14 protein-coding genes are annotated in these 18,651 nt (G+C 44.0%); 10 read left to right on the top strand and 4 right to left on the bottom strand.

Annotation, left to right across the window (positions count from 1 at the left end; all coding sequences use genetic code 11):
- Positions 1–95 precede the first annotated feature (95 nt).
- Positions 96–2,504: a beta-mannosidase gene (locus R7P69_RS05250; protein WP_238952759.1), complete on the bottom strand. Its 2,409-nt coding sequence runs from the start codon at positions 2,502–2,504 to the stop codon at positions 96–98.
- A 303-nt stretch (positions 2,505–2,807) separates the two neighbouring features.
- Here R7P69_RS05250 and R7P69_RS05245 point away from each other — a divergent pair, with 303 nt between their 5' ends.
- Entirely contained in the window at positions 2,808–4,394 is a 1,587-nt protein-coding gene (locus R7P69_RS05245; RefSeq protein ID WP_005373846.1) for a BCCT family transporter, read from the top strand.
- A gap of 62 nt (positions 4,395–4,456) precedes the next feature.
- Here the strand turns inward: R7P69_RS05245 and R7P69_RS05240 are convergent, their stop codons facing one another.
- Positions 4,457–5,185 (bottom strand): UTRA domain-containing protein, encoded by a 729-nt coding sequence (locus R7P69_RS05240; RefSeq protein WP_005387087.1) that lies wholly within the window; start codon positions 5,183–5,185, stop codon positions 4,457–4,459.
- 210 nt (positions 5,186–5,395) lie between these two features.
- Here R7P69_RS05240 and R7P69_RS05235 point away from each other — a divergent pair, with 210 nt between their 5' ends.
- The 9 genes from R7P69_RS05235 to R7P69_RS05195 all read left to right on the top strand — a co-directional run bounded on the left by R7P69_RS05235 (position 5,396) and on the right by R7P69_RS05195 (position 15,918).
- Positions 5,396–6,463 (top strand): ABC transporter substrate-binding protein, encoded by a 1,068-nt coding sequence (locus R7P69_RS05235; protein WP_206953393.1) that lies wholly within the window; start codon positions 5,396–5,398, stop codon positions 6,461–6,463.
- Between the two features lie 12 nt (positions 6,464–6,475).
- Entirely contained in the window at positions 6,476–7,300 is an 825-nt protein-coding gene (locus tag R7P69_RS05230) for an alkaline phosphatase family protein (protein WP_238952760.1), read from the top strand.
- Positions 7,297–8,187, top strand: coding sequence for an ABC transporter permease (locus tag R7P69_RS05225; RefSeq protein ID WP_047102769.1), 891 nt, complete (start codon positions 7,297–7,299; stop codon positions 8,185–8,187). Before R7P69_RS05230 ends, R7P69_RS05225 begins: the two co-directional genes overlap by 4 nt.
- Positions 8,188–8,189: 2 nt before the next feature.
- The gene (locus tag R7P69_RS05220; protein ID WP_017633567.1) at positions 8,190–8,978 is read left to right on the top strand and encodes an ABC transporter permease; all 789 of its coding nucleotides are present in this window, start codon (positions 8,190–8,192) and stop codon (positions 8,976–8,978) included.
- Positions 8,975–9,994 carry an ABC transporter ATP-binding protein gene (locus R7P69_RS05215; RefSeq protein WP_005373862.1) on the top strand — a complete coding sequence of 340 codons (1,020 nt, stop codon included), beginning with the start codon at positions 8,975–8,977 and terminating at the stop codon, positions 9,992–9,994. The genes R7P69_RS05220 and R7P69_RS05215 overlap by 4 nt, the downstream gene beginning before the upstream one ends.
- A gap of 2 nt (positions 9,995–9,996) precedes the next feature.
- A complete protein-coding gene (locus tag R7P69_RS05210) occupies positions 9,997–10,656 on the top strand; it encodes an HAD family hydrolase (protein WP_017633566.1) in 660 nt (219 codons plus the stop codon).
- A gap of 192 nt (positions 10,657–10,848) precedes the next feature.
- Positions 10,849–11,505, top strand: a complete 657-nt coding sequence (locus R7P69_RS05205) for a TetR/AcrR family transcriptional regulator (protein WP_021707693.1) — start codon at positions 10,849–10,851, stop codon at positions 11,503–11,505.
- Positions 11,492–12,820 carry an efflux RND transporter periplasmic adaptor subunit gene (locus tag R7P69_RS05200; RefSeq protein ID WP_238952761.1) on the top strand — a complete coding sequence of 443 codons (1,329 nt, stop codon included), beginning with the start codon at positions 11,492–11,494 and terminating at the stop codon, positions 12,818–12,820. The genes R7P69_RS05205 and R7P69_RS05200 overlap by 14 nt, the downstream gene beginning before the upstream one ends.
- Positions 12,817–15,918 carry an efflux RND transporter permease subunit gene (locus R7P69_RS05195; RefSeq protein WP_149192153.1) on the top strand — a complete coding sequence of 1,034 codons (3,102 nt, stop codon included), beginning with the start codon at positions 12,817–12,819 and terminating at the stop codon, positions 15,916–15,918. Before R7P69_RS05200 ends, R7P69_RS05195 begins: the two co-directional genes overlap by 4 nt.
- 482 nt (positions 15,919–16,400) lie before the next feature.
- On the opposite strand, the gene R7P69_RS05190 is transcribed toward R7P69_RS05195, so the two are convergent.
- Positions 16,401–17,264, bottom strand: coding sequence for a hypothetical protein (locus R7P69_RS05190; protein ID WP_042523285.1), 864 nt, complete (start codon positions 17,262–17,264; stop codon positions 16,401–16,403).
- Positions 17,265–17,433: 169 nt separating this feature from the next.
- Entirely contained in the window at positions 17,434–18,282 is an 849-nt protein-coding gene (locus tag R7P69_RS05185) for a DNAase (protein WP_169628775.1), read from the bottom strand.
- Positions 18,283–18,651: the final 369 nt, after the last annotated feature.

Raw genomic sequence — 18,651 nt, 5'->3', positions numbered from 1 at the left:
GTCTCAACCTGAGCTTAATAACGGATACTTGGTAACTAAAAAGGGAGCAAACGCTCCCTTTTTAGTTATCTGCATATAGATGTTCTATGCCCGCTTTAATCATTAAGGTGGCATACCCTCAACGACTGCTGCATACCTGAAACATCATCACCTAAATACTCAACCGTCATTGGAACGTTGACCAACAGAGTAAAACTGGAGTCACTGAATCTTCCATCAGCATCACTCTCCAAATGAACAAAAAACGCAGGCTTATCTGCAATCAATGTAATTCGCCTCCCTTCAATAGAGACATCTATATTGGCTTTCGCTATCGGCAAGGTTTTTAGCTCGTGAGTACTAAACCATGTGTTGCTTATTCTGTCTTCACCGATTTGCGCTTCAACATAGAAGAAGCCTGACGTAAGTTCATCCTTCTCGATCAATTCATCCAACTGCCACAAAATCGTATTGCTGTCTGCTATGACTGTTTGTTCTAAGCTCCAACATTGCTTTTCTTCCCCTTGCCAATCTACCCACTTAAGCAGTACGTTGACGCTTGCGGACTCTTTGGCATCATTGAGCAAATGTAGGCTCAACTTGCCTGTATGCTCGGAAAATACCAAATACTGTGGCGCAAAAAATCGCTTCGCATGGTAGTGCAACTGCTTCCATCGACCACTGTATTCCAAACTAGACCAAGAACTGACAGGCCAATTGTCGTTGAGTTGCCAGTACAGCATGCCGCGACAAACTGGAGAAATGGCACGCCAATGATCGCATGCAGTTTTGATCGCGATTGCCTGCTGAACTTGACTTAAATACAGCATGCTCTCGAATCCAGAGGGAAAACGAAAATAGCGCGTGAACATCTCTGTGATAATACTATTACCTCGAAGGTTCTTCTGATGTTGTTCGAAAGTTGGGGATGTAATATTCCAGTCTTGCTCAGGGACAAACCGCTTAACTTCAGCAAAAGATGGCCAAGATTGAAAACCAAACTCAGAGCAAAAACGAGGATTCACGTCAAGGTAGGCACTGAATGATTTTCCTGAATGCCAAACGTCCCAAAAGTGCATATCGCCTTTACTATCATCATGCCACGCATCACCGAAATCCAGTTCACCATTACATGGGGAACTTGGCCAGAAACGGCGAGTGCTATCTTGCTCGGTAATCTCCTTCTCAATCATGCGGTTGAGGCGATCGTAGTTAACCGTGTATTTGACTTTACTGCGCTTAGATTCGTCATACCAACCAATAGCTCCAATCACTTCATTGTCACCACACCAAAGTGCGATTGATGGGTGCTCCTTGAGCCTCGGGATTTGGAATCTAAGTTCTTCTTCTACCTCTTTTAAAAACTCGTCGTTTGATGGGTACAACGAGCAGGCGAACATCATGTCTTGCCACACCAACAAGCCAAGTTCATCACAAAGGTTATAAAAGGTTTCACTCTCGTACTGACCACCGCCCCATACGCGAATCATGTTCATGTTGGCGTCAACCGCACTTTGCAAAAGGTTGCGATAACGTGTTTCGTACTCTCGCCCCGGCATTGCGTCAATAGGGATCCAGTTGGCACCTTTAGCATTAATCGGTACGCCATTGACGATAAATTCCATTGCAGAGCCGTGCTCATCAGCTTGGTTATTTAGGGTTAACTGACGCAAACCAATGTTGTGCGTTAACTTTTGCTCTCTGCAAGAAATGGTAATGGGATAGAGATACGCTTCGCCATAACCCGATGGCCACCAGCGTTGAGGCTCCAAAATGTGGAACTGGCAATGATAGTGACCACTTCCTTTTGTTTGAATACATTGACGCTCACCATTAAATTCAACAATCATTTCATGGCGTTGACTGTCCGTTTCCACTTCAACTACTACATCAAGAAACACACTCCCATCGGCTTGCCATTGCTGCTCTGTCGAGAAGCCTTTGAGCCAAAGCTCATTCACAATGTCGATTTGAATGGGGTCGTAAATACCCGATACCATCAAGCAAATGCCCCAGTCCCATCCGGAATGGCATTGTGTTTTGCGGATCAAGTTCATGTGTGGAATTTGGTTGTTGCCCATTGCCGATGGAATAGGAAATGGCAATTTTTTTGCTCTTGCGATACCTTCTAAATCCACCCGAGCAAACTCAACCCGAATCGTGTTAGTACCTTGCTTTAAATGCGGTTTAATATCCACACGTTGCTGGGTAAACATGTTGCTGCAAGTTAGTGCTAACTCACCATTAACATAGAAGGTTGCCAAGGTATCGAGACGAGTTAGCGTCATCCAAATTTGCTTGGCAGACAACGTAAACGCGTCGACTTCAAACTCACGTGAGATATGCCACTCACACTCTTCAATCCATCGAACTTTGTTTTCATTATCGGCAAAATAAGGATCTGGAATCTGCTCTGCTTGTAAAAGCGCCGACACATTATCGCCCGGAATAAACATCGGAATTTCAAGATCGGGACGCTGTGGCGAGGTAAGCATCCACTGCCCGTTAAGTTCGAAGTGAGCCATTGAGTTAAACCTTAGCTTGGGAAAAACATGTTTTCTCAATGTAATCCTGATAATCCCATGCAAAAATAAGGGAAATGTTAATTACATACGAAATGCGGTGCATTTCACGTAAAAACTCTTTCTTTTGATCTCTACCCAAAAATCAGCAACTTGGCTAACCTGTTAAAAATTAATCGAAATCTAAGGTTATATTTGCAACTTCGACATGTTAACATCATCGGCTTTTTGAACATCCTCACACTTTTCGTTGAAACGATGTGAGGGGAAATGCACGGCTTCATAGCCCTAAAAAGCGAAGTAATTATGTCAAATATGACGAATGCCGCCTCCCACACAGCGCCTATTCAGGATGCTGACTATTCTGCTATTCATCCCCCATCTTTACTCAAGCGCCTCGAACTCACCAATCCTGTCTTTTGGTTAAGTGGTAGCTTCCTCACTCTATTCGTTTTACTTGCTCTAACGAATACCGACTCTCTAACCGCAATGGTTAACACCGGCTTCGGCTTTGCTACTAAATATTTCGGAGCTTACTGGCAAGTACTGCTTCTTCTGAATTTCCTAATTGGTTTGGCTCTTGCGTTTGGTCGCACTGGTTATGTGCGCCTAGGTGGTCTAGCGAAACCTGATATTGATAACTTTAAGTGGTTGTCAATCGTACTCTGTACTCTACTTGCAGGTGGTGGTGTGTTCTGGGCCGCAGCTGAGCCTATCGCGCACTTTGTGACTGCTCCGCCTCTATACGGGGAAGCCTCACCGAAAACTGCCGCAATCAATGCCCTATCTCAGTCTTTTATGCACTGGGGCTTCTTAGCTTGGGCGATCCTTGGTGGTCTATCTTCCATTGTCTTAATGCACTTGCATTACGATAAAGGCCTGCCTCTTAAGCCGCGTACTCTGCTTTACCCTGTTTTTGGTGATAAAGCCATTAAAGGCTGGATTGGTGATGTTGCTGACGCATGTAGCATCATTGCAGTAGCAGCAGGAACCATCGGTCCTATCGGCTTCTTAGGTTTACAAATTAGCTACGCGCTAAACTCATTGTTTGGCCTGCCAGATACGTTCGTAACGCAAAGCATGGTTATCATGGCGGCGATCCTGATGTATACCCTTTCCGCACTGAGCGGTTTGAGCAAGGGTATTCAAATCGTCAGTCGTTACAACATCATTTTGTCTGTACTATTAATTGGTTACATCCTGTTCTTCGGGCCGACAAGCTTTATCGTTGATGGCTACGTGCAAGGCGTTGGTCGTATGGTGGATAACTTCTTCCCTATGGCACTTTACCGTGGTGATACAGGCTGGCTAAGTTGGTGGACAGTATTCTTCTGGGGTTGGTTTATCGGTTATGGCCCAATGATGGCGATCTTTATTGCTCGTATCTCTCGTGGTCGTACAATTCGCCAATTAATCATGTCTATTAGCATCGCGGCACCGCTGATTACTTGCTTCTGGTTTAGTATCGTTGGTGGCAGTGGCCTTGCGTTTGAACTTGATAACCCTGGTTTGATTTCATCTGCGTTTGAAGGCTTTAACTTGCCTGCAGCACTGCTAGCGATTACTGGTGAATTACCTTACCCAATGATCATTTCGGTTCTGTTCCTGATCTTAACGACAACATTTATCGTGACGACGGGTGACTCGATGACTTACACAATCAGTGTAGTGATGACGGGCTCAACAGAACCAAACGCAGTGATTCGCTCGTTCTGGGGTCTGATTATGGGTATTGTCGCTATTGCGCTCATCTCAATGGGCTCTGGTGGTATTTCTGCATTGCAGTCTTTCATTGTAATTACTGCCGTACCTGTGTCTTTCATTTTGCTGCCAAGCATTTGGAAAGCACCCGGCATTGCAAGCAGAATGGCGAAAGAGCAAGGCCTCGTTTAAACCGCCTCTCTAACCAATATGCGAAAAAGAGCCCTTCATTGGGCTCTTTTTAATTCTGCGCTTTATCCTACGCTATCAATGCGAATCATCACTGCGTCTGGACGCCAATACTCGAATTCGCAGTCCATTAAATGCCCATCTTGTTTGTAGTTTACCCGCCGAATTTTCAGAACGGGTTGTCCTTCAGCTAGGTTCAACGCCTTAGCGACATGAGCAGGAGCTGACGTGGGAATCACATCAAAACGAGAGCGCTTTGTCTCGTAACCATACTTCTCACGATAAATGCCTGTCAGGGACATGGTGAGGTTCTCAGACAATATACCCTCAAACAGTGCCGCTTTGAGCACGTTCTCAACAAACAATACCGCTCGCCCATCAATAAAACGTAACCGTTCAATTACATAAATTGGGGTAATTCGCTCCACCTCTAACGATTTGGCATACTCACCTGCGGCCATTTCACTTCGCACGTTGAGTAGCTTAGTTTCTGCAATACGATGCTGCTCTCGAATCATCTGATGGAAGTGAGAACGAGACAACGGGTTGTAACAGATACGCTCAGGAGATACATACCAACCCCGGCGCTCTTCTCGATAAATAAGACCTTCCGTTTCCAAAGACACCAACGCATCTTTGATTGTGATTCGAGTCGTAGAAAACAGCTCACTGAGCTCTCTCTCTGACGGCAGTTTTTGTCCTTCCGACATGATGCCGGAAAGAATCTGCTGTTTTAAGCTGCTTCTAATTTTTCCTAATTGGGTACCAAATTGTCCGGTGCCTGTCGCTCTCATTCTGATCTAGTCCAACGATAATTTGACGAATAACATAAGGCGTTTACGTAACAAAAATATGACATTAATCAACAGAACACATACTGAACGTATGAAATATAAGTGCCATATAAAATCAGCAAAACTGTCAAATTACTTGCGCTAAATCGTCACATTCCATCCATAGCATACAAAGCGAACTTACTGACCTAGTCCAGAAGGATGGAGACAATGAAAACTTTGCTAAGTCGTTCAATTACCGCACCAGCGGCAATCATTGCGGTAACGCTCGCTACGCCAACAGTAGCGAAAGAAGCCGATATTGAATCTTTGGTAGCAGCAGCACAAAAAGAAGGGGCGGTTTACAGTGTGGGTATGCCTGACAGTTGGGCAAACTGGAAAGACACTTGGGCTGATTTAAAGTCAAATTACAACCTTAAGCACCAAGACACGGATATGAGCTCGGCTCAAGAAATCGCAAAATTCGAAGCTGAGAAGAAAAACGCGACCGCAGACATTGGTGACGTAGGCTTTGCCTTCGCACGTGTAGCGGTAAAAAAAGGCGTCACTCAGCCATATAAACCAACAACTTGGAATGACATCCCAGATTGGGCAAAAGACGAAGATGGTCATTGGGCACTTGCTTACACTGGCACTATTTCTTTTATCTCCAACAATAACCTCGTAAAAGACGCGCCAAAAACGTGGGGTGACCTATTAAAAGGCGACTACAAAGTGACCGTAGGTGACGTAGGCGTAGCAGCACAGGCAAACAACGCGGTTCTCGCCGCAGCGTTCGCCAACGGTGGGGACGAATCCAACCTCAAGCCTGCGCTCAAATTCTTTTCTGAACTCGCGAAGCAAGGTCGTCTTTCATTTACCGATCCGAACATCGCCAACCTAGAAAAAGGCGAAGTGGAAGTGGCGATCATGTGGGACTTCAATGCATTGAACTACCGCGACAAAATTGACCGCGACCGCTTTACAGTGAGCATTCCTCAAGATGGCTCTGTGATTTCTGGTTATACAACCATAATCAATAAATACGCGAAGAACCCTAATGCAGCAAAGCTTGCTCGTGAATACATCTTCAGCGATCAAGGGCAAATCAACTTAGCAGAAGGTTATGCGCGTCCAATCCGCACCAACATCACACTGCCTCAAGCAGTGCAAGACAAGCTAATTGCTAATGACCAATACAGCAATGTTCACCCAGTGACTGACTTCTCAGCTTGGGAAAAGTCCGCACGTAAGCTGCCACGTCAATGGCAAGAAAGTGTCTTAATCCACCAGCAATAAGAGTAAGTCGTTATGAGCAATAAGGTCATCCTTGTTGTTCTAGATGGACTGAACTATCAGGTAGCCCGTGATTGCATGGGCTACCTCAATGGTCTTCTAGAGCAAAGTCGTTCCCAACAAGAAACTCGCGCAACGCTTTATCCTGTGCAGTGTGAGCTGCCCTCTATGTCTCGCCCACTTTATGAGTGCATTTTAACGGGCGTTCGCCCTGTAGAAAGCGGCATCGTAAACAACAATATCGTTCGTCTATCCAAACACGATTCCATTTTCAGTTTGGCAAAAGCCCAAGGAAAAGTGACCGCTGCGGCTGCCTACCACTGGGTAAGTGAGCTTTATAATCGCGCGCCATTTGAACCTGTTCGCGATCGTTTCACGCATGATGAAACCCTGAATATCCAGCACGGCTACTTTTACCATTGGGATCATTATCCTGATGAAGCCTTGTTCCTGGACGCAGAGTATTTACGTCGAAACTATCAACCTGATTTCTTACTGATCCACCCGATGAATATCGACGATACAGGACATAAGTTTGGCCTAGACTCTCGCCAATACCGCAATTGTGCGCGAAGTGCAGACATTATTCTTTCCAACTACATCGATCAATGGCTTGCTGATGGGTATCAAATCATTGTGACCAGCGATCATGGCATGAACAACGATCTTTCTCACGGTGGGATTTTACCTGAAGAACGAGAAGTTCCCCTGTTTGTCATTGGTGATAAGTTTACCCATCAAGATTGTCATATTAAGCAGACTGATATTTGTGGCACCGTTTGTCAATTGCTAAACCTTGACCACACGAAGCCATACACTCAGGAATTGTTAGCACTATGAGCAGTTCAGTCCTCTCCCCAAGCTCCAGCGAATCACGCTCAAATTTGGCAAGTACTTGGTTAAAGCGCTTTAAGCCAGCCATTTGGTTGGTGCCTTTCGCGCTGTTTTTCTACCTATTTCAACTCGCACCGATGATTTGGGTACTGTTAAACAGCTTTATCTACGATGGCGAGTTTGCCTTCGATAACTACATTGAAGTGCTCGACTCCGCCTTTATGATGCAGGCGTTTGGCAACAGTTTGTGGTTAGCTGTATGGTCGAGCATTTTTGGCTTAGCCATTGCGACTCTGTTGGTCTCTTCTCTACGCAGAGTCGATTCTAAAGTCCGCGACGGTGTGATTGCGTTTACAAACATGAGCAGCAACTTTGCAGGCGTACCTCTGTCATTCGCTTTTATTATTATTTTGGGCACCAATGGGGCGATTACCCTTTTGCTCAAGCAGTATGGCTTACTCGGTGATTTCGACCTTTATGGTAAATGGGGCCTGCTGGCCATTTACATCTACTTCCAAATCCCGCTGGCGGTGTTGTTGCTCTACCCTGCGTTCGACGCGTTGAGTGATGATTGGCAAGCAGCAGCTGCGCTACTGGGAGCCAAAACATCACAGTATTGGGCGAAAATCGCTCTGCCAGTGCTCTCACCAGCCTTATTCGGTACCTTTATTATCTTAATAGCCAACGCAATTGGCGCTTATGCGAGTGTTTATGCGCTGACCTCCGGTAACTATAACGTCATCACAATTCGAATTGCGAGTCTGGTATCGGGAGACCTGTTCCTTGAACCTAATCTCGCCGCTGCAATTTCAGTGATTCTAATGGCGTTACTTGCCTTTATCACAGTGATTAACCAATGGCTCATTTCGAAAAGCTATGCAGGTAGGAAGTAGTCATGAACAACGTTAATACTCGATTCCATAAAACGGTGGTTTATTCCATTGTTGGGATCATGCTCATCCCGATTTTAGCGACCTTTGTCTATTCGCTTTCATCACGCTGGGGTGCCACGGTGCTTCCAGATGGTTTCACTTTTGATTGGTACGTTAAATTGCTGACCGACCCACGCTTTTTGCAAGCGTTTGGGCGTTCGCTGTTTATTTGTATTGCTTCGCTAACCCTCAGTGTGCTTCTGGTTCTGCCAGCGATATTCGTGGTGTTTTACTACTTTCCGAAGCTCGATAAGCTCATGAACGTATTGATTTTGCTACCATTCGCTGTACCACCAGTGGTGTCCTCCGTCGGCTTGCTTCAACTTTATGCTGACAGTGAAATCTCCCTTATCGGTACTCCTTGGATTCTAGTAGGTACTTACTTCACCATCGCGTTACCGTTCATGTATCGTGCGATTTCTAATAGCTTCGAAGCAATTAACCTTAACGATTTAATGGACGCTGCACACTTGCTAGGGGCAAGCACAACCAAAGCGTTTTTGATGGTCATTTTACCTAACCTCAAAAAAGGACTGATGGCATCGCTTTTCCTTTCATTTTCATTTCTATTGGGAGAGTTTGTGTTCGCCAATATTTTAGTCGGCACACGTTATGAAACCCTGCAAATCTACTTGTATAACATGCGTCAGACGAGCGGCCACTTTACGTCTGCCTTAGTGATGACCTACTTCCTATTTATTTTTTTACTGACTTGGTTGGCAAGTCGTTTCAGCCGAGGAGTCAAACAATGAGCTACGTAACAGCGAAAAATCTGACTAAACGTTTTGGTGATAACACCGTATTTGAGGACATTCACTTTAACATCGAGCAAGGTGAATTCATTACGCTTTTAGGCCCTAGCGGTTGTGGTAAATCGACACTACTTCGCAGCCTTGCTGGGCTTAACCCTGTCGATGGAGGCGAGATTTGGGTAAACGGAGAAGATATCACGCATCAAGTCCCGCAAGAGCGTGGTATTGGGATGGTCTTTCAATCGTATGCGCTGTTTCCCAATATGACCGTCGAAGGCAACATTGCATTTGGCTTAAAAATGAAAAAGCTTGCGAATGATGATATTCGACGTGAAGTGGCTAAAGTCATCAAACTGGTGGATCTGGCAGGTAAAGAAAAACACTATCCGCATCAACTTTCTGGCGGTCAGCGCCAGCGTGTCGCACTCGCTCGAGCGTTGGTGGTGAAACCTCGCATATTATTGCTTGATGAGCCACTTTCTGCGCTTGATGCCAAAATCCGCAAACACCTTCGTCAGCAAATCCGAGACATTCAGAAAGAGATGAATCTCACCACTATCTTCGTAACTCATGACCAAGAAGAGGCGATGATTATGTCTGATCGTATCTTCCTAATGAGTAAAGGGGAAATTGTTCAAGCAGGAACACCTGAAGAAATTTATACTCATCCTGCTAACGAGTTTGTGGCCGGTTTCATGGGGCACTACAACCTTGTAGAGGCCAATAAAGCCAAGCAACTCTTCAACATTGATACCGAATGGAAAGTAGCGATTCGCCCAGAGTCTATATATGTAAAAGAGCAAGGTCGTCAATATGATAGCCACATCTCAGCGCCACAAGTAGGTACGATCACCAACCACCAGCTTCTAGGTAATGTTATTCGCTATCAAGTGAACGTTGAAGAGTGTGAGCTCACTGTTGACTTACTTAACCGCTCTTCAGAACGCTTACTAGCGAATGGCAGCCAACTAGAACTACTCTTTAACCTAAACGAAATTCAACCAGTGAGAGCCTAAACATGTCCAAACCTTTGTATGTTTTTGATATGGATGAAACCCTAATAAACGCTGACTGCGCAATGATTTGGAACGAGTTTATGGTTGAGAAAGGCATCGCGACTGATCCTTTATTTATTATGGAAGATCAGCGTCTAATGGCCTTGTACTCTGAAGGCAAAATGGACATGGAAGATTACCTAGCGTTCTCCATGAAGCCACTAGAAAACATGCCGATTGAAGAAGTAAACGCCTTGGTTGAAGAATGTGTTGAAAGCCATATTTTGCCTAAACAGTTCCCTCAAGCCAAAACCCTGATTGAGCAACTGTCTCGTGATGGTATAGATATGGTTATCATCTCTGCCAGCGTCACTTTTTTGGTGGAAGCCGTTGGTCGCCGTCTTAATATTCCAACCGCACTCGGAATTGATTTAATCGAGAAAAACAACCGTTATACTGCTGAAATCGACGGTATCCCGAGTTATCGTGAAGGCAAAGTCACGCGATTAAAACAGTGGCTAGAAAATCAGCCTGAGCCTTATTCCGAAATCCATTTCTATACCGATTCAATCAACGATTTACCGCTTTGTGAATACGCGAACTACGCTTATCTGGTAAATCCATGCCCACAACTCAAAGAACACGCCAACAGACCGAATTGGAGTGTGTTAAGTTGGGGGTGATATAGCCTCACAAGACCGTTCTTCCTAAGTAAATACTTTTCTATTTGTTCAAAGAGCAGTTCTTTCTGCTCTTTTTTACTTCTCTTCATCACAAATTAATCACTTGATTAAATACTGATTAATTTTTCACATGTCGCATGAGAAATCAGCGTCTTATAATTAATCAAATGTTTAATATTTTGAGAGAAGATTGTGACGGAAGCGCATCGAAGGGCGGGAAGACCCACAGATAATATCGACGCAAGGGAAAAACTGATTTTCCACGCGCGCGAACTCTTCACCATTATGGCTTATGACAAGGTCTCTACTCGCCTAGTCGCGCAGAAAGCAGGCGTGAACGTGGCGATGATTCGTTACTACTTTGGCAACAAAGAAGGCTTGTTCGAGACCATGTTGCGCGAAACACTGTCACCGATGCAAAAGCAGATGCAGACGTTGGTATCCAACAGTAACGAGCAAAACTTTCTCGATCTAATGCGCACCTACTACCGCGAAATGATCAAGGTACCACAGTTCCCACGCTTAGTTGCCCAAGTTATGAATATGCCCCCATCGGAAACCCAACGCAAACTGCTCGAAAAAGTCTTCGCAGATATCAGTAAGCCAATGCAAGGCGTGATCTTTGATAAGTTGATCGACAGTGGCGTTTTACGAAAAGACGCCGACCCTCAACTTTGTCGCGTCTCTTACATCAGCTTGATGGTATTTCCTTTTATGGCACCACCAGCACTGCTCGCCATTCATGGCATTGAACTTTCAGAAGCCTTCTTGAACCGATTATTCGAACACAACATACAACTGATGAAACATGGATTTTTAGACTCGGGCGACCAATATGAAGATAAATAAAAAGCTGCTGTTCTTTCCTGCTCTTGCGGTGGGGGTCGTCATTCTGTTTTTGGCGATTAGCCTCAAACCAGATTTGCCCGTAAAACCCGCTGGAGATCGTGCACGGTTGGTCGAGACGATTCCACTTGAGCTCAAAGCCATTGCTCCAGTAGCCATAGGGTTTGGCAAGATCGCCCCAAAAGTGGAATGGAAAGCGATAGCCGAAGTGACGGGGAAAGTGGTCTACCGCCATCCGCAGCTGGAAAAAGGACAAGTGTTGCAAGCAGGGACAGAAATCTTGCGAATCGACCCACTCGATTACGAACTGAAACTGGTTCAAGCTCAAGCCGATCTCAAATCTGCTCAAACCTCTCTGGCTAAGCTGAACCAAGAAGAAGCGAATCTCAAAAGCACACTCAAGATAGAAGCCAACCGTCTGGCTATCGCCAACAAAGAGTTAGACCGTAAACAAAACCTACGTAAGAAAGGCTTAACCTCGCAATCGGATGTAGATCAGCAAGAGCAAAGCGCGCTCTCTCAACGTAAGTTAGTACTGGATATTGAAAATCAAATTGGTTTGATGCCGGATGAGAAACGAGTCGCGGAAGCCCTAGTTAAAGTTAATGCATCAAAAGTGGATGAGGCCGAACGCTCGCTTGATAAAACCATCATCACGCTTCCTTACGATTTGCGTATTGCTGACGTAGAAATTGAGAAAAAGCAAGTGGTTAACCTCCAACAAACCATGGTGACAGGACATGGTATTGATGTCATGGAAGTGGAAGCTCAACTATCCATTCATGACATGCAAACTTTGGCGGCGAGCATCGGTGAGTTTGTCCGCGATGAATCTGGTATTCCACAACCTGATATGAATGCGATTCATGCCAACATTGAGCTCAGCAGCGGTAACCTCTCTGCAAGCTGGCCTGCGAAAGTTGCACGCATCAGTGAAACGGTTGATCCAAGCCAAGCGACTGCCGGTGTGATTCTGGAAATTGAACAAGACTACCGTGCATTAAACCCAACGTCTGCGCCTCCATTGGTGAACGGCATGTTTGTGCGTGCCTTGATTGAGGGACAAGAGAACCCGAGTTGGGTCATCCCAGAGCGTGCGCTTCATGGCGATAAGATTTACCTGATGGGAGATGACAACCGTCTGCAAGTCGTCACGGTTGAAGTGTTATATCGTCGCAATAACCAAGTGGTGATCGATGGTGAACTAGAGCAAGGTCAGAAGCTGATCATCAACGATTTGCTGCCTGCGATTAACGGCATGCTATTGAAAGAGTCACCTGAACAGTCAGAAACGGCTATTGAGGAGTCTGATTCATGATCCGATTCTTCGCCAAGCACCCAACGGCAGCTAACTTGCTGATGCTAACGCTGCTTATATTGGGTATCTCTTCACTTTCCACGATTAAGCGGGAAACCTTTCCTGAGTTTGATCCGCCCTACATCCTAGCTGGTGTAGTCTACCCAGGAGCTTCCCCGCAAGAAGTCGAAGAGAGTATCTGTGTCCGAATGGAAGATGCTGTTGATGGCCTTGCTAACATTGAAGAAACGCAATGTGAAGCGATTGAAGGCTCTGCGCGTCTTATCTTAAAACTGAATGAAGAAGCCGACATCGGCCGCATGCTGGTTGATGTTCAAACCCAGATCAACTCGATTAATGACTTCCCACAAGAAATTGAGTCTCCTGTGGTCCAAGAGCTAGATTGGAATGAGCCAGTTGTGGATATCGCGATCACTGCAGACACCACATGGCCAGAGCTAAAAGCCTATGCAGAACAACTTAAACGCACATTAAAGCTCGATTATGATGTGTCTTTGGTTGAAGTTGCAGGCTTCTCTGACCACCAATACCGAGTAGAGTTAGACACTCAAGCCATTCGACAGCTTGGCTTAAGTGTTGGCGATATTGCTGAGCAGATTGGTCGTCAGAACGTCAAGTTGCCAAGTGGTAATGTCGAAACGCCAGATAAGAACTTTCTGATCCGCTTTGACGAACGACGCGTGACGCCAGAAGAGCTTGAGACTATCGTCGTGGGCTCTGGTCCAAATGGGTCAATCATCCGTCTAAGAGACATTGCGACGATTACCGACCGATTTGAATTGGACGAACAGAAAGTCCTCTTTGATGGTCACCCTTCTGCCCTACTAAAAGTCAGCAAAAACAAAGAAGACGATGCACTGCGCATTAAAGAACGTGTTGCTCAATTTGTCGAAGAACAACAAGCCATCGCGCCAGACGGTGTGATGCTACAAATGACCAATGACCTTTCATCCGTGCTTTGGGATCGCCTGACCATGATGGTCAAAAACGGTTGGCAAGGTATCATTCTGGTCTTCGCCACCATGTGGTTGTTCTTTAGTTTTCGCTACTCTTTTTGGGTCGCAGCTGGTTTACCTGTTGCCTTCTTAGGTGGGTTATTTTTGATGGCGCAACTTGGCCTGTCCATCAACATCATGTCTTTGGTCGGGTTACTCATGGCCATCGGTATCATGATGGATGACGCCATCGTTATTGCCGAATCGATTGCCGCTCACCTAGACCGAGGAGAAGAGATCGATGATGCCGTAACTAAAGGAGTGAAAAAGGTACTGCCGGGGGTGATCTCTTCCTTTTTAACTACGGTGTGTATTTTCGGTAGCTTGTTATTTTTGCAAGGTGAAATGGGTGCGGTACTTAAAGCGGTTCCTCAAGTTCTGATCCTCGTACTGAGTTTAAGTTTGGTGGAAGCCTTCTTGATTCTACCTAACCACCTTTCTCACTCACTACACAAACAAAAGCAAGAGCGAAAAACACCGAAGTTCAAACAAAAGCTGCTCGCTTCTTTTGAAAACTTTCGCAACACCACCTTGGTCAACGCAGTGGATAAAGTGGTCGAGTATCGCTATGCCTTTATGGGTGGTGTGGTTGCCTTGCTTCTTATCTCCGCAGCCACGTTAGTAGGTGGTTTACTCAAGTTTCAACCCTTCCCTGAACTGGATGGCGACATTGCAGAAGCGCGCATTATTCTTCCTCCGGGTTCTTCTCTGTCTCAAACGGAAGCCGTCGTCGATAAGATCGTCGCTTCCGCTCAAAAGCTAGATAAAGAATGGACAGAGAAAGTGGAAGACGGCAATCCATTGGTTCTACACATCACCAGTCAATTCAACGCTAACGCCGATGCGAATGAATCTGGCCCTCATATTGCCACGGTGCGTCTGGATTTGCTGGGTGCAGAGAGTCGTAACACACTCATCGATGAATTTATCGATGCATGGCGCGAAGACATCGGTGAACTTGCCGATCCTATCTCGCTGGTATTTAAACAACCGACCATGGGGCCGGGTGGACGAGCGATTGAAATTCGAGCGAAGCATGATGATCTGGATGCGCTCAAAGCGGCCTCTATCGACATTCAGCAATACTTGAATGAGTTTGACGGTGTCCATGGCGTGTTGGATGACATGCGTATGGGTAAAGAAGAAGTTTTGGTTAAACTGCGTCCGGGGGCAGAAGCTTATGGGGTTAACGGCCAACTCATCGCCAATCAGTTACGTGCGGCTTTCTTTGGCCAAACCGCAGACGAAATCCAAGTTGGGGTAGAAAACATTTCCATCGAAGTTCGCCTCGATAAAGCACAAGCTGGTGACTTACAGCAATTGGCAAACTTCCCAATTATCTTGTCCGATGGCAGTCAAATCCCACTCGCGACCATTGCGACTTTGGATTTCCAACGTAATTACGTAAGAATCCAGCGCATTGATGGCTTGCGCACAGTGAGTGTATTCGGCGATATCGACAATACGAAAGCCAACTCAACCGCCATTATTCGTCAGTTCCAACAAGATGAAGCGCCAAAGCTTATGCAAAAGTATCCTGGTCTTCGCTTTGATTTTGAAGGCGAAGCCAAAGATACCGCTGAAACTGGCGCATCAATGGGTAAAGGCTTCTTGCTTGGTTTGTTTGGCGTGTTTGCGATTCTGAGTTACCAATTCCGCAGTTATTTGGAACCATTCGTGGTCATGCTTGCGATTCCACTCGCCTTTATTGGCGTGGTATGGGGACACATCCTACTCGGTCACTCATTAAGTATGCCGAGTATGATGGGCTTTGTCTCACTAGCGGGGATTGTGGTGAATGACTCGATTCTGTTAGTTCAGTACATACGCCATCATGTCGATGAAGGGGATAATGTGCACGACTCAGTAGTCAAAGCCAGTCGGGAACGCTTTAGAGCAGTATTCCTGACATCAATGACCACTGCAGCAGGTTTGCTTCCGTTACTGACTGAAACCAGTTTGCAAGCACAGGTTATCCAACCACTGGTTATCTCCATCGTGTTTGGTATTTTCGCATCCACTCTGCTGGTGTTGTTTATGATCCCTGCTGCGTATGCCATTTTAGCTGACTTCGGCCTAGTCCATAAGCACGAAGAAATCTAAAACAACTGATAAGTAAACTTATCAAAATGAACAAGAGCGGCTTAGGTCGCTTTTTGTTCAATACCAATGCGTTAAAAAACACACAATCACTTAACAAGCAGAGGGTTATTGTGTCTCATTAAGTGTAAATATGAACAGTTAAGGATTAAGTATGTTGAGTTTTATATAACCAAATCAAATAACCAACACAAGATTTATAATATGTTTTATTGTCAAAAACGGCATTTCACAGAGTAAAAATACACGCAGGCAACACATTCACAATTTAAACTCACGATAATGAAAACATTGATTGAAGAATTAACATTTTAACAATCATTACAACAATGTTAACTTTAGCCTCGTTGGTCGCGCTGGTGGTAAGCCTCTCACCAAGCCTATTGTCAGTTTTATATGGACGTTCGACCACCTCCAAAATGAATAGACACCCAATTTGGTGCCCTTTTTTCGCCCGTGAAGGTATTCTTCGCGGGCTTTTTTCTTTAAGTTAAGTATGAACGCTCTGGATCAACTTTTTTTGCCAACCTTTCGGATTTGGAGGTAGTATGCGAATCAATAAGCGGAGACAGTGCTAGCAACTCTAAAACGTTTTTTTCAAAAATTTCATCCGCGTGTCTTACCCAATCTAAAAACTTTTTTTGAGCAAACATAGGTTCGATTTCATATAAAAATTCAATACTAAAGTAAAACTCATTTTTGATAGGCAAATTGTACACTCTTCGATAGTCTTTTTTATACTCCAAATTTCCTTCTACATATTTTGAAAATGTATTTTCACCAATCTTGATATCTTGGCATTTGATTGGAGGATAACCACGAAGAAACTCTCCTACAAGGAACTCTTCTTTCGCTCTCTTTTTTTCTTCGTTTATCGGGTCTGTTCCCCAACGATGATTTGCGTACGCAATGGCATCATTCATCAACTCTGTATGATCACCTTTTCGAGAGCCGTCAGGTGACTCTACAGCATGATAAAAATCCACGTACTCTTTCTCTATAAGTGAAGATAGTTGATTAGCACTAGTAATACATTTATCTGCAGACTTAATCCTTAACCTAATATATAAACCACCTTGTTTATTGATTGGTAATAGTGGATTGATTATTTTCTTTTGAAAAGAAAAATAAATCGTGGCCAATTTTATACACTTTTCATGTCGCTCTACTTTTGAATCAATATTGAACCGTTGTAATTCAATAAAATCTTGGTATACATGACCTTCATATATATTGTTCGGGCATTCAAATGATAGTACTAAGTCATCTATCTGGAATACATTATGTAACAAGTGTGCAAAATCTGGTTTCCCTCTAAAACCATCTTTAAAGATCTTGATAAAATCCATATTTCTATCTCTTGTTATTTAAATATTTATTGATATTTGTGGTAAGCTCTATACTAAATCCATTGGCTTTATATGCACCATGAGCACAAGGGTAAATAGACATCCAATTAGATTCATTTTTCTCTCATGGCTACATACTTTGCTAGCTTTTCTTGACACTGACGCTGTGTTACTCTGCCTTAGTTTCTTCGTTCAATCCCTTTACTGCTTTGGCTGTATACGAGTCGATGAGCGGAGACAAGTCCAGTAATTCCAATACTTTTTTTTCAAAAGTTTCATCAGCACTTCTCACCCAATCTAAAAACTTTTGCTTGGCAAACATCGATTCGTACTTATACCAAAACTCGATGCTCAGGTAGAATTCATTTTTTATGGGTACATTGTATACTCTTCTTAATTCAATCTTATAATTAAGATTACCTTCTGAGTATTTTGAGTATTTGTTTTTTCCAACTTCAACTAGCTCACACTTTATTGGTGGATAACCACTTAAGAAACCTCTAATTAAATATTCTTCTTTTTCTCTTTTTCGGTCTTCACTTTCTGGAATTTCTCCCCATTGTTTATTCGCACGCTTAGTCAATTCTTTCATCAAGTCTGTATGATACCCCCTCATAGAGCCTTCACTTTGCTCCGGGGCATGATAAAAATCATAATACTCTCTCTCTAAAAATGAAGACAATTGACTAATATTATTAATATCTTCTCCAGCAGATTTAACCCGTAACCTAATATATAATCCACCTTGTTTGTTAATAGGAAGCAAAGGGTTTAATATTTTCTTCTGAAACAAAAAATATACCGTAGCTAACTTTACAAACCTTTCATGCCTCTCTACTTTTGATTCAACATCGAACCGTTCTAAATTAACAAGATCCTGGTATACATGTCCTTCATATATGTTGTTCGGACACTCAAATGACAGCACTAAGTCATCTATCTGGAACGCATTATGTAATAAATTAGAGAAATCCGGCTTTCCTCTAAAACCATCTTTACACATTTTAATAAAACTCATATGTCTATCTCTTATTCTTCAAATATGCATCAATACCTTTAAACGAGAGCCTGCAATATGAGTTCTAATTCAAGTAAAGGTAAGCCACATACTAAGGTATTATGAAGGTCAAAAAGGAGATCGGATCTTTTCTAAATTTTAAATATCTAACATCACCTCCACTTTACTGAAATCTACACTTTTGAAAGTTACATCCGCTCCATCCAGCAATAGCTCATCAAACACGCCAACTATTGATAATAAGCTTGAGGATCTGATCTCCACCCATGAAATGAGAAACAAAAAAGCCAGCCTTAAAAGGCTGGCAAGTAGAGCAACAAGGTCAGTGCTTACTGCTAACTAACACCGAACTCGTATTGGATTCATTTT

This window comes from Vibrio sp. 661 (genome assembly GCF_033339315.1).
Lineage (GTDB): Bacteria > Pseudomonadota > Gammaproteobacteria > Enterobacterales > Vibrionaceae > Vibrio > Vibrio alginolyticus.
Note: the sequence above shows the minus strand (reverse complement) of the source record. Positions and strands in the feature narration are given on the sequence as shown.